Here is a 12,697-nt window from a genome sequence, read left to right on the forward strand (position 1 = left end):
GGGTACGCCTCCGCGTCGGAGCGCGCCGAAGGGGCGGTGATGCGCGTATGTTTACGTTGTATCCGCGGTCCGTCGATTTACCCCGCACCGAGGAGGCAGCGCGATGGACGAACCACTGGGCGCCGGACCGGCGCGCCGCGCCAGCGACCGCGGCCGCTACGGCCGGCTGAACCGCGAACGTGTCCTCGCCAGTGCGCTCGAACTGGTTGACGGGGAAGGCCTGAGCGCCCTGAGCATGCGCCGCCTGGGCGGTGAGCTCGGCGTGGAGGCCATGGCGCTGTACCGGTACGCGTCGAGCAAGGACGCCCTTCTGGACGGCCTGGTGGAGGCGCTCTACCTCGAACTGGAGGAACGGCTGGGCGCCCAACCGGGCGACCCCGCCGCGTCCGGGTCGCCCGCATGGCGCAGCGGCCTGCACCGCATCGCGCGGACGACGTACGACGTCTGTCTCGCCCATCCTCGGGCGGTGCCGCTGCTGGCCACCCGTATGCTGGCCGTTCCCCTGGCGCGCCGGCCGGCGGCTGTCCTCAGGGACCACGAGCGCGTGCTCGCCCTGCTGGCGGAGGCCGGGTTCGACGAGGAGGGCGCCTCCGCGGTCTTCCGGGCCTTCACCGCCTGGCTGCTCGGGTACGTGTCCGTGGAGTTGCAGCCCATGGTGGACAACCCCGAGGAGTCCGACCCGGCCTTCCGCCTCGGACTGCACCGCATGCCGCCCCAGGAGCTCCCACGGCTCCGCCAGGCCGCCCCGGCCCTTGCCGAACGCGGCGGGCGCGAGGGCCTGGCCGAGGGTCTGGACGCGCTGCTCGACCATTTCACCGCGCAGGGCCGTACGGCGCGGTGACGCCGGTGGTTCCGGGTTCCGCGTGCTCGGTGCCGCACGAGCGCCGTCTCCCCCGGGGAGGGCGCGACGTCCTCGTGAACGTGCGGTAAGTGGTCACCCGGGTAAGCTGGATGAAGACGCGTCGACTCCTCGGCGAAGAGCTGATACGCGACGGCCGGGGCCGGCCCCGGCCGCCGAGGCTTCTCCTCTCCCAGTCCTGCATCCCCACGGCTTCTCCGCCCTTCCAAGGGCTTCTCCGCCGTTGCCCGGTGCCGTTACCCCGCTCGGTCGGCCGCCCGACACGTGGCCCTCCCAGGAGGTGAGGCGGGTTGGACACACGACAGCGCAGCCACATCGCGTTGACCGTCGTGAGCGCGACCATCGTCCTACTGACCGGGTTCTACTACCTCTATCCCGATCAGCGGATGGTCTTCGTGGCCATCGGCGCGACAGGTGTCGTCGGGATTCTCCTCGGAGTCCGGCTCAACCGTCCGTCGCACCGTGTCCCCTGGCTGATGCTCGCCCTGGGAAACACCGCCTTCGCCGCGGGCGAGGCGGCCCAGATCATTCTTCTCGACAGGCAGGAACAGCCTCCCTTTCCGTCGGTCGCCGACGGGTTCTATCTCGCCGCGTACCCGCTCTATGCGGCCGCCCTGCTGGGATTCGTCCGCTGGCGCACGGGGCAGCGGGACCGGGCGAGCCTCGTGGACGCGCTGACGCTGACCACCGGGCTGGCACTGCTGTCGTGGCTCATCCTCATCGTGCCGTTCGCCCAGACCCCGGGGCTCACCTGGGTGCAGAAGGCGTTCGCCATCGCCTACCCGCTCGGTGACATCCTCGTCCTGGCGATGCTGCTGCGGCTGCTCGCCGGCCGCGGGCGCAGGAGCCGCGCGCTGTTGCTGCTCACCGTGGGAACCGTCGGCCTGCTCACCTCCGACGTGCTCTACGGCCTGGTGCAGCTGCACGACACCTGGCGCCCGGGCAGCGCGATCGAACTCGGCTGGGCGGTCCTCTACGGTTCCTGGGCCGCGGCCGCGCTGGATCCCTCCATGCGGACGCTCACCCAGCCGACGACGGAATGGCATACCGACACCGGCCTGGGCAGGCTCAGCCTGCTCACCTTGGCCTCACTCATCGCGCCGGCCATCCTGCTCACGGACTCGGTGCGTGGCGCCACGGACAACGTCGGTGTCATCGGGGTGTTCTCCGCGGTGCTCTTCGTCCTCGTGCTCTACCGCCTGGCGGGCGTGGCGGCCACCCACCGCCAGGCACTCGGCCGGGAGAAGGTGCTGCGCAGAGCGGTGTCGCAGCTGGGCGGAGCGGGCGACCTGCGGGACGTGGCACGCGTCGTCACCTCCACGGTGACGAAGCTGATGCCCGACAGCCCGCCCCGCTCGGCGCTGCTCACCATGCCGGACGACACGCTCTGGGTGAACGGGGTACACGACGCCGGGTCCGAGGCCGTGCGGGTCGCCACGGCGGTACGGGAACTCACCGAGTCCCGTGACAACCGGCTGGTGGCCCTCGACGCCCTGGGGCCCGATCTCGCCACCCGTCTCGCGAGGCCGGACGACCGGCCGCCGCACACCGGTCCCGTGATGGTGTGCCCGCTCACCTCGCAGAACCACCCCGCGGGCGGTCCGGTGATCGGGGCCCTGATGGTGGCCGGCGACGAACGTCACCTGCTGGTGCTTCGCGACGCACTGGCGACCCTGGCCGCGCAGGCGGCGCTCTCGGTGACCCGGGTCGCCCTCGCCCAGGAGGTCAACCGGCGCAACAGCGAGGCCTACTTCCGCACGTTGGTGCAGAACGCCTCCGACGTCATCCTGATCCTCGACGACGACCGCGTCCGCTATGCCAGCCCGTCCGCCGACCAGGTACTGGGCGTCCCCGACCTGGAGGGCACACAGCTCGTCGATCTGGTGCCGCCCCAGGACAGCCGCGCGGTGGTCGAGACGCTCGCCCGGATCCGCAGCCACGAGTACCAGACCCGCCGCGAGCACTGGCGCATGATCCGCGTCGACCAGACGCCCATCGAGGTCGAGGTGCGGTGGAGCGACCTGCGCGAGGAGGCGACCGTGGGCGGGGTGGTGCTCACCCTGCGGGACGTGACCGAACAGCGCAAGCTGGAACGCGAGCTCACCCACCGGGCCTTCCACGACTCGCTCACCGGCCTGGCCAACCGCGTTCTCTTCCAGGAGCGCGTCAACCACGCCCTGGTGCAGGCCCAGCGCGACGGCACGGTGGTCGGCGTGCTCTTCGTCGACGTGGACGACTTCAAGGTCGTCAACGACATCAACGGCCACAGTGTGGGCGACGAACTGCTGGTCGCCCTGGCGCTGCGGCTGCAGACCACGGTCCGTGCCTCCGACACCGCCGCGCGCATCGGCGGGGACGAGTTCGCCCTGCTGGTGGAGGGCTCCGTCGGGCCCGAGGGCGTGGAACGGTTCACCGAGCACGTGATGAGCGTGTTCGCCGAGCCGTTCCGGCTCAGCTCGGGACCCATGAGCACGTACGCCAGCATCGGCGTCGCCACGACGGAGGACAGCATCGACGCGGTCGAACTGCTCTCCCACGCCGATCTCGCGCTGTACGCGGCGAAGACGGCGGGCAAACGCCAGTGGTGCCGCTACCGCCCGGAGCTGCAACGCGGCATGGCCGAGCGGGCCACGTTGCAGGACGGTCTGGACAACTCCTCCATCGAGACGTCCTTCATGGTGCTCTTCCAGCCGATCGTGGAGCTGTCCAGCGGTCACATCGCCGGGTTCGAGGCGCTCGTGCGCTGGCCGCACTCCACACGCGGCATGGTACTGCCGGAACAGTTCATCACACTGGCGGAGGAGAGCGGCCAGATCGTCCCGCTGGGTGCCTGGGTGCTCGACCAGGCCGCCGCCCAGGCCGTCAGCTGGCGGGAGACCGTCAGCCGAGGAGGGCTGACCGACCGTCACCCACCATATGTGAGCGTCAACGTGTCACCGCGCCAGTTCCGCGACACCGAGTTCTACGACGTGGTCCAGCGCGCCCTGGACCTCTCCGACATCAAGCCTTCGTCTCTCGTACTAGAACTGACCGAGAGTTTGTTGATGTATCACGACGACCGTATTCTGGCGGAGATGAGTGCGCTCACCGAGCTCGGTGTCCGGATCGCCATCGACGACTTCGGAACGGGTTACTCGTCGCTGAGCTATCTGCGTGAGTTCCCGATCTCGATACTCAAGATCGACAAGTCCTTCGTCGACGAACTCGGGCGCTCACCCGAGCAGTACGCCCTGGTCGAGGGCATCACTCATCTCGCGGACACACTCGGTCTCACGGTGATCGCCGAAGGAGTGGAGGACGTGAAGCAGCAGGAGTCGCTGATCTCCATGGGCTGCCGCTTCGGTCAGGGGTACCTGTTCGCCGAACCGGTCAGCGCTGAGGAAGCGGGACAGCTCGTCCTCGCGCCGCCGCTCGTCCGCCTGGCCGGCATGTCCGAGGCGCCCGCGGAGAGGAAGCGGTGACCGTGGCCCGCTCCCGCGATCGGCACACGCCCTGCTGCGCAGGGCGCCGCGTGAGGCAGGAGACCCAAGGTGACGCAACGTGATCTGCCGTCGCGGGAGTCCGCGGCACTGCGCCTCGTGCTGCGCAACGACGAGGAACAGTACGCGATCTGGCCCGCCGGTCGACGGGTTCCGGCCGGATGGCGGCTGATCGGCGGACCAGCGCCCGCCGCCTGGTGCGCGAACCTGGTCGACCGCCGATGGAGCGACATGCGACCCGCGAGCGCGCGCGACGAGCGGCCGCCCGCTGTGGGCCCCGTGCCGGACACCGTCCCCGAGCTGGTACGGGCGCAGGCCCGGCGGGCCCCGTCCGCGCTCGCGGTGCTCTCGGACGACGGCCGCCTGAGCTACGCCGAACTCACCGCCCGCGCCGACCGGTTCGCCGACGAACTGAGGGAGTCGGGCGTGGTCGGGGAGGCCGTCGTCACCGTGTGTCTCGACCGCGTGCCCGAGCTGGTCGTGGCGCTGCTGGCGGTGCTGAACTCCGGCGGGGCGTTCCTCCTCCTCGACCCGGCGACTCCCCGGCAGCGGATGGCCGCGCTGGTCGAGGAGACCGGATCTCGCCTCATCGTCTCCAGCCGCGAGCACACCCCGCTGTTCGGTGAGTGCCGGGCCCGGGTCGTCCAGGTCGGTGAGCCTGCCCCCGGCCCGACACCGCGGGAGACGCGGCGTCCGGAACACGGCCCCCGGCCGGACGACCTGGCCTACGTGGTCTACACCTCCGGATCCACCGGACCGCCCAAGGGTGTGCTGGTCACCCACCGGTCGCTGGCCCACTCCCTCACCACGGTCGCCCGGGCCTACCGCCTGACGCCCGGCGACCGGGTACTCAACGCCGCCGCGCTCGGCTTCGACACCGCGTTGGAACAGATCTTCGCGCCCCTGACCAGCGGCGCAACACTCGTCCTAGCGGGCGCCCGGACCTGGGCGCCCACCGAACTGCTGCACCGCCTCCCCGCGTACGGGATCACCGTCGCCGACCTGACGCCCTCCTACTGGCACCGCGTTGTCCGCGCCGCCGGCGACGGCCGGGACCTCGCCTCGCTCCGGCTCGCCATCGTCGGCGGCGAGATCGTCACCGTGAAGGACTGCCGGGCCATACTGCACCGGATCCCCGGCGTGCGGCTGGTCAACGCGTACGGCCTGACCGAGACCACCATCACCTCCACGCTGTGCGACCTGGACGAGCAGGTGCTCGCCGCGACCGACACGGCCGTCGCCCCGGTCGGCAGACCCCTCGACGGCTGTCTCGTCCATGTACTGGACCGCGACCTACATCCGGTGCCCCCGGGCGAGCGCGGCGAGATCTACATCGGCGGGCGGATGCTGGCGCGCGGCATCCGGCGGAAGGCCGCCCTGACGGCACAGCAGTTCCTGCCGGACCCCTACGGCTTCGCTCCCGGCGACCGCATGTACCGCACCGGGGACCTGGGCCGGCTGCGCCCGGACGGCAACCTGAAGATCCTCGGCCGGATCGACGACCAGATGAAGATCCGCGGATTCCGGGTCGACCCGGCCGAGATCGAGGCGGCGCTCGTCTCCCGCCCGGAGATCGGCCAGGCCATGGTCGTGCCCCGGGAGCACGACAACGGCGAACGGGACCTCGTCGCGTATTACACGCCCGCCGCGCCACCGACCGGCGACGAGGCGGAACTGCTGGCACGGCTGCGGTCGGCGCTCGCCGAGACTCTGCCCGGGTACATGATCCCGGCGGTCCTCCACGCGGTGGAGCGGCTGCCCGTCACGCCCGGTGGGAAGCTCGATCGCAAAGCGGTGCCGCACACCCGGGCCCCGTCGGGGACCGCTCCCGTCGACGACCGTCCGGTGTCGCTGGGGATGGCCCGGTTGTGGGGCCAGATCCTGGACGTGGACCACGTCCGTCCGCACGACGACTTCTTCGAGCTGGGCGGCAACTCGCTCCTGGCCATGGAGATGCTCGCCCGGAGCCGGGTCATGTTCGGTATCGGCGTCTCACAGATCCGCGACCTGACGCGTTCCCTGTTGCGGTATCCGACGCTCGCCGCGTTCGCGGAGTCCGTGCGCCGGGCACGGGACGGCACACTGGCCCACGCGGAAGGGCTGGGCACGGACTTCGCTGCCGAGCACGAGCGGCCGATCCCGGCGGTCGCGGGCGGCGCGCCGGCTCCCGGCCCCGGCCACCCCGGTGACCTCCTGCTCACGGGAGCCACCGGGTTCTGCGGCGCGCACATGATCGACGAGTTGCTGCGCCGCACGACGGGACGGATCCTCTGCCTGGTCAGGGCCTCCGACGAGCAGCACGGCCTGGACCGGATCCGGGCGAGCCACCAGCGCCACGTCCACAGTGCCCTGACCAGCGAACGCGTCCAGGCGGTCGTCGGCGACCTGAGCAAGCCGGGCCTGGGTCTGTCCCCGGGCCGGTTCGAGGAACTGGGAGCGACCGTCGACGCCGTCTACCACTTCGGCGGGCAGGTCAACTTCGTGTACCCGTACCACGAATTGCGCCCGGCCAATGTCGAGGGCACCTACGAGATCATCCGTCTGGCCGCCGGCCGGGGTGTCCCCGTCCACTTCACCTCGAGCATGGCGGTGATCGCCGGGTTCGGGCCGGCCGGGGTGGGCGAGGTGACGGAGAGCACCCCGCTGCGCTACGCCGACTACCTGTCGGTTGGATACGTGGAGACCAAGTGGGTCGCGGAGGCTCTGCTGAAGAAGGCGGCCGACGCGGGCCTGCCGGTCGCCGTCTACCGCCTGATGGACGTCACGGGCGGCAGCGGAACGGGCGTGATGAACGCCGGCAGCGAGATGGCCGCCCTCATCGGCTTCATCGCGCGGACCGGGCTCTGCCCCGACGTGCCGCTCCCGCTGGATTTCCTGCCGGGCGACCAGATGGCCCAGGCCATCGGGCACATCTCCACCCACCTGCCCGCCCGGGGCGAGGTCTACCATCTCACCAATCCCCGTCCCACGCTGCTGCACTCGCTCGCCGAGCGTCTGCGCCACCGAGGACACCCGGTCCGGGAGATCCCCTACGACGAGTGGGTCGCCTCGCTGGTGACGTACGCGGCCGGGCATCCCACCGACCCGCTCACCCCGTTCGTACCGCTCTTCGTCGACCGGTGCCACCGCGCCGACATCACGGTGAGCGAGATGTACTTCCAGGGCGTCTTCCCTGAGTTCGCACGCGACAACGCGCAGCGGGCGCTGAGGAACTCCGGCGTCGACATCCCCCCCGTGGACGCGACAATGTTGGACCGTCACCTCGACTTCCTGGAGCGGGGGGACCTCGCACGGCCCGCGAACGGCCAGGGGCAGGGAGCGCCACGGTGGTGAGCCGGTGCCCCGGCTGGGAGTCGCTGGACCTGCTGCCGGCGGCTCCGGACGGCCCTGTGGCCTTCTCCGCCGACCTCACACCCGCGAGCCTGCTGGCCGCCTACCGAGCCGGTGTCTATCCGTTCCCGGCGTCCGACGAATACGCGCACGCCCTCAACGAGGTGGCCTTCGCCGACCAGGTCGAGGAGGGCCACATCCCGGTCGTGGGGGACGGCACGTCCGCTCCCTACGCCGTCTCCTGGTGGTCGCCCGATCCCAGGCCGGTGGTACCCGTCACGGCCAGGCACCTCAGCCGCAGCCTCGTCCGGCGGTTGCGTAACCGCCTGCCGTGGTCGACCAGCCTGGACCGGCGGTTCGAGGAGGTCGTCCGTGCGTGCCGCGCCGGCCGGACCCCCCTGTGGCTCACCGAAGAACTGATCGCGAGCCTGGTACGGCTGCACGGTCAGGGTCACGCGCACAGCGTCGAGGTGTGGGAGGACGGTGAGCTGGTCGGCGGTGTCTTCGGCGTACGGATCGGGTCCGTGTTCAGCATGGACTCGATGTTCTTCCGCCGCCCCGATGCCTCGAAGGTTGCGGTGGCGGATCTCGCGGCCCGCTTCGAACGGGCCGGCGGGGTGCTGCTCGACGCACAGCGCGACAGCCCGCACGTACGTGCGCTGGGCGGGGTTCTCGTGCCCCGGGAGCAGTACCTGCGGCAGTTGCACGCCACCGCGCAGGACGGGCGCCCGATTCCCTCGGCCACCCTGCCCGCCCGCCGGCTCGCCGAACCGACGGAACGGGCCTGAGACGGGAGCGGTCAGCCGCCCGCGTGCTCCTGGAGAGGCCGGTGAACGGCTGCGTGCCGCCACTGCGGCAGCAGGCCCGTCCTGCGGGCCGTCGCCGCCTCCTCCCGGCTGTGGGCGCCCAGCTTCCGCATCGCCGAGCGGAGGTAGCCCCTGACCGTTCGGGGGGCCACCGGGGCCGGAGCGCTCGTCGGCCGGACGAAGGCGACGCCCGGCGCGGCTTCACCCGTACGGGCCGCAGCGCTGGTGGGAGAGAAACCCCGGTGGTGCCCTGGGGGTGAGCACCCCACCCTCAGGAGGCATCCGCGATGAGCCCACGCACAGTCGCCCGCCCCGTCCGCCTCCTCGCCCACATGGCGGCGGTCGGCGCGCTGCTGCCCATCGCGGCCTGCGCCACCAGTGACGGGGCGGGCGGCGGCTCCGGGGGCACGGATGTCCGGGCCTCGTCCGTGATCAGCGGATCCCCGACGGCCTCGGGCGGGACACTGACTGAGGCGGGGGCGAAGACCGCACTGGTCGACGAGACCGATCTGGAAGGCAACTGGAACGAGGTCGCGGACGCGGCCACCTGGCGTGATTCACTCCTCGTCGGCACGGTGGACGTCGCCGACTTCCTCACCGGCAAGGCCGCCGCCGCCGACTGCCAACGGCTGCTCGGCGCCCTCTACGACGACGACCTGCTGGGCAAGCCCTCGGGGCCGAGCGCGATGACCGGTTTCTCCGACGGCGGCCAGGCCCGGATGTTCTATCAGGTCGCCGCCTACGACCGGCAAAGCCTGGACAAGTCGCTGGACTGGATGAAGTCGCTGCCGGTGAATTGCGACAGTTTCACCGTCACCGACAACGACGGCGGCAACGAGCGGACCGTCGAGGTCATCGAGAACTCTCTGCCCCGCACCGGCGACGCCCGCCAGGGACTGCGCGTGACGCTGAGGGGAGACTCGGACGGCATGCCCGCCACGCTGACGCTGGACGTCGCCGCCGTCCGCGTCGGTGCCAACGCCATCACCCTCACCAACGGCGGGCTCGAGGGTGCGTCGCACGACTCCACCGAGCAGGCGGTCACACTCGGTACCCAACGGCTCAAGGACGTGCTTGCGGGCCGAACGCCCGCCGAGCAACCCCCCGGTCAGCAGGACTGATCGGCCTTCTCGCCGCGCCGGGCGACCGTGTCGCTGCGGCGGCGCGCCACCGCAGTCGAAACGGCCCCGTCCTCAGGACCTCGATTTGCGATCTTCAGTCGTTCATTCTTCGCTGGAGATGTCCGATTCGCAGACCGCCCGATCTCCGTCATCACCGAAGTGTTGGCTCGTGGGTGTGCCGGCTTCAGCACCACTGCGTGGGTGTGCGGCCTCCTGGTCACGAGCGTCCGCCGATGATCCCGGCCGCACCCTGTGGTCGTGCAGGCATGCGGAGGCGCACGATGGAACTGGAACCCACCGCCACGGCACGGCAGTACGCGTCAGACGACGAGGAGCGCTTCCGTCTCCTTCTGAAGAACTCCGCGGACATGGTCTATCGCCGGACGATCGAGGGCGTCTACCTGGAGGTGTCCGCCCCGGGGCAGACACTGCTCGGGCGGCCGACCGAGCAGATCGTGGGGACTTCGGCGGGCTCCTGGGTGCATCCGGGCGACGTGGAGGAGTTCGAGTGGGCCGAGCAGGACCTGTTGCGCGACGGCCGCGTGGTGGTGTGCCTGCGCCTGCACCACGCTGGCAAGCACTGGATCTGGACGGAGACGACGTCCTGGGTGGTGCGGGACGCCGCGGGCGAGCCGCTGGAGGTGCGGGGGTTCATCCGGGAGGCGGAGGGCCAGCGGCGCCGCGCGGAAGCCCTGCGGCTGTTGCAGGAACAGGCGCGCTCGGTCATCGATACCGCACGCGACGCCTTCGTCTCCATCGACGAGAACGGCCTGGTCATCGACTGGAACCAGAGCGCCGAGCGACTGTTCGGGTTCACCCACCACGAGGCGATGGGCCGTCCGCTGACCGAGACGATCATTCCCGAGCGGTACCGCGCCGCGCACCGGGCCGGCCTGCGACGGGTGCTGGCGGGAGAGCAGTCCCACGTGCTGGGCCGGCAGATCGAGTTGACCGCCCTGCACCGCGACGGCCACGAGATCCCGGTCGAACTGGCGGTGTGGCGACTGAAGTCGGCGAAGGCGCGGTGCTTCAACGCCTTCGTCCGGGACGTCAGCGAGCGCAAGCAGACCGAGTCCGCTCTGGCGGAGGCCCGCGACCAGGCGATCGCCGCGGGCCGGGCGAAGTCGCGGTTCGTGGCATCCGTGAGCCACGAGATCCGCACCCCCATGAACGGGGTCATCGGACTGAGCAACCTTCTGCTGGGCACCTCGCTGGACGCGCAGCAGCGCCGCTATGCGGAGGGCATCCAGGCGGCCGGCACGGCACTGCTGTCGCTGATCAACGACATCCTGGACTTCTCCAAGCTGGAGGCGGGCCGACTCGAACTCGACGAGGTCGCCTTCAGCCCGCAGGCGCTGGTGGAGGAGGTCATCGCGCTGGTGGCGCAGACCCCGCAGGCCCATGGCCTGGAACTCCTCGGTGACTGCCATCCGGAACTGCCCGCCCTGGTACTGGGGGACGCCGGCCGGCTGCGGCAGATCCTGCTGAACCTGGCCTCCAACGCCGTGAAGTTCACCGAATCCGGCGAGGTGGTGCTGCGCGCCCGCCCGGCCCCCTCCCGGCCGCCCGCGGAGCATGTGCCGTGGCTGCACTTCGAGGTGGCCGATACCGGCGTCGGCATCGCCGAGGACGATCAGGAGCGGGTGTTCGACGCCTTCTCCCAGGCGGACGCCTCCACCACCCGGCGCTACGGAGGCACCGGTCTGGGGCTGGCCATCTGCCGCAGGCTCGCCGAGGCCATGGGCGGCTCCATCGGGGTCACCAGTCGGTACGGCGAGGGCAGCACGTTCTCCCTCACCGTGCCCGTGCGTGCACCCGGCACCCCCGAGCCGCCGCCGGCCCCGCCGCAACCCGACGTCCTGCGCGGGCAGCGGGTCCTCGTCGTCGACGACAACGAGACCAACCGGCTGATCCTCGACTCCCAGCTGCGCAGATGGCGCATGCGGCCCACCACGATCGCCGGCGGCCCCCAGGCCCTGGTGGTCCTGCACGAGGCGGTGGCCGCCGGCCGTCCCTTCCCGCTGGCCATCCTCGACATGGCCATGCCAGACATGGATGGCCTGGAACTCGCCCGCCGTATCACCACCGACCACAGTCTCGCCCGCACCCGGCTGCTGTTGCTCATGTCCGGCAGCCCGCCGTCCGCCGCCGAACTCCAGGCGGCCGGGATCGCCCGCAGCCTGTCCAAGCCCGTCCAGGGATCCGAACTCATGGACGCACTGGTCGGACTCACCGGCCCGGCAGGGCAGACAGCCACCCCCGCGACAGCGGGGCCCGCCCCGTCCCCGGCCGCTCACCGCGGCCATGTGCTGCTGGTCGAGGACAACGAGGTCAACCAGATGGTCGCCCAGGGCCTGCTCACCCGGCTCGGTTACAGCGCGGACACCGCCGTCGACGGCTCTCAGGCCCTGGGCATGGCCGAGGAGCACAGCTACCAGGCCGTCTTGATGGACTGCCAGATGCCCCGAATGGACGGCTACAGCGCCACCCGGGAACTGCGCCGACGGGAACGGGACGGCGACCGTCACCTGCCGGTGATCGCCATGACCGCCGGCGCCCTCGCCGAAGACCGGGAACAGTGCCTGGCCGCGGGCATGGACGACTACATCGCCAAACCCGTCACCGCCCGGAAGCTGGAGCAAGCCCTCGCCCGCTGGGTCCACCCCGACCGCCCTCAGGCGGACGACGAGGGCCTGCGCGGCTCCGTCGAACAGCGGCTCAACGAGTTACGCGGCGGTGGGACCCCGGCCGAGCAGGCACTGGTGGACCGGCTGGTGGACCACTTCCTCGCCCGCGCCCCCGAGATGGCTCGTGCGCTCTTCCACGCGCTCGACCGCCACGACGCCCGGGGGATCGCGGACCAGGCCCACAGCATCAAAGGCGCAGCAGGCAACATCGGGGCCCACAGCCTCGCCGCCTGCTGCCACGAACTGGAGGCGCACGCCAGGGCCGGAGACCCGGCCTCATCGACCGAGACCGCCCCCCGTCTCCGGGATGAACTCGACCGTACCTGTCGCACCCTCGAAACGCTGCGCTCCCACCTTCCCGGCCGCGAACCCGGATGAGGACCGGTCCGCACCCCCGACGCGGAGCGCGGACCGG

At 71.2% G+C, this 12,697-nt stretch carries 6 protein-coding genes and 1 pseudogene; 6 read left to right on the forward strand and 1 reads right to left on the reverse strand.

The window, feature by feature from the left end; translation table 11 throughout:
• Window positions 1-103 precede the first annotated feature (103 nt).
• The 4 genes from ACSLTV_RS20045 to ACSLTV_RS20060 all read left to right on the forward strand — a co-directional run bounded on the left by ACSLTV_RS20045 (window position 104) and on the right by ACSLTV_RS20060 (window position 8,456).
• A complete protein-coding gene (locus ACSLTV_RS20045; RefSeq protein WP_432137965.1) occupies window positions 104-841 on the forward strand; it encodes a TetR/AcrR family transcriptional regulator in 738 nt (245 codons plus the stop codon).
• A 308-nt stretch (window positions 842-1,149) separates the two neighbouring features.
• A complete protein-coding gene (locus ACSLTV_RS20050) occupies window positions 1,150-4,320 on the forward strand; it encodes an EAL domain-containing protein (protein ID WP_432137964.1) in 3,171 nt (1,056 codons plus the stop codon).
• 69 nt (window positions 4,321-4,389) lie between these two features.
• Window positions 4,390-7,671: an amino acid adenylation domain-containing protein gene (locus tag ACSLTV_RS20055; RefSeq protein WP_432137963.1), complete on the forward strand. Its 3,282-nt coding sequence runs from the start codon at window positions 4,390-4,392 to the stop codon at window positions 7,669-7,671.
• Entirely contained in the window at window positions 7,668-8,456 is a 789-nt protein-coding gene (locus ACSLTV_RS20060) for a leucyl/phenylalanyl-tRNA--protein transferase (protein ID WP_432137962.1), read from the forward strand. The genes ACSLTV_RS20055 and ACSLTV_RS20060 overlap by 4 nt, the downstream gene beginning before the upstream one ends.
• An 11-nt stretch (window positions 8,457-8,467) precedes the next feature.
• Here the strand turns inward: ACSLTV_RS20060 and ACSLTV_RS20065 are convergent.
• Window positions 8,468-8,626, reverse strand: a pseudogene (locus ACSLTV_RS20065) (LuxR C-terminal-related transcriptional regulator); the annotation flags it as partial.
• A 135-nt stretch (window positions 8,627-8,761) separates the two neighbouring features.
• Here ACSLTV_RS20065 and ACSLTV_RS20070 point away from each other — a divergent pair.
• Entirely contained in the window at window positions 8,762-9,595 is an 834-nt protein-coding gene (locus ACSLTV_RS20070) for a hypothetical protein (RefSeq protein WP_432155593.1), read from the forward strand.
• A 281-nt stretch (window positions 9,596-9,876) separates the two neighbouring features.
• Window positions 9,877-12,660, forward strand: coding sequence for a response regulator (locus tag ACSLTV_RS20075; protein ID WP_435612596.1), 2,784 nt, complete (start codon window positions 9,877-9,879; stop codon window positions 12,658-12,660).
• The last annotated feature ends 37 nt before the right edge of the window (window positions 12,661-12,697 follow it).

Origin of the sequence: Streptomyces sp. bgisy159, assembly GCF_965341775.1 — a bacterium.
GTDB lineage: Bacteria > Actinomycetota > Actinomycetes > Streptomycetales > Streptomycetaceae > Streptomyces.

Excerpts from the sequence above, each read along its gene's own strand:
- ACSLTV_RS20045 (WP_432137965.1), top strand. The coding sequence starts at position 104 with ATGGACGAACCACTGGGCGCCGGACCGGCGCGCCGCGCCAGCGACCGC.
- ACSLTV_RS20070 (WP_432155593.1), top strand. The coding sequence starts at position 8,762 with ATGAGCCCACGCACAGTCGCCCGCCCCGTCCGCCTCCTCGCCCACATG.
- ACSLTV_RS20075 (WP_435612596.1), top strand. The coding sequence starts at position 9,877 with ATGGAACTGGAACCCACCGCCACGGCACGGCAGTACGCGTCAGACGAC.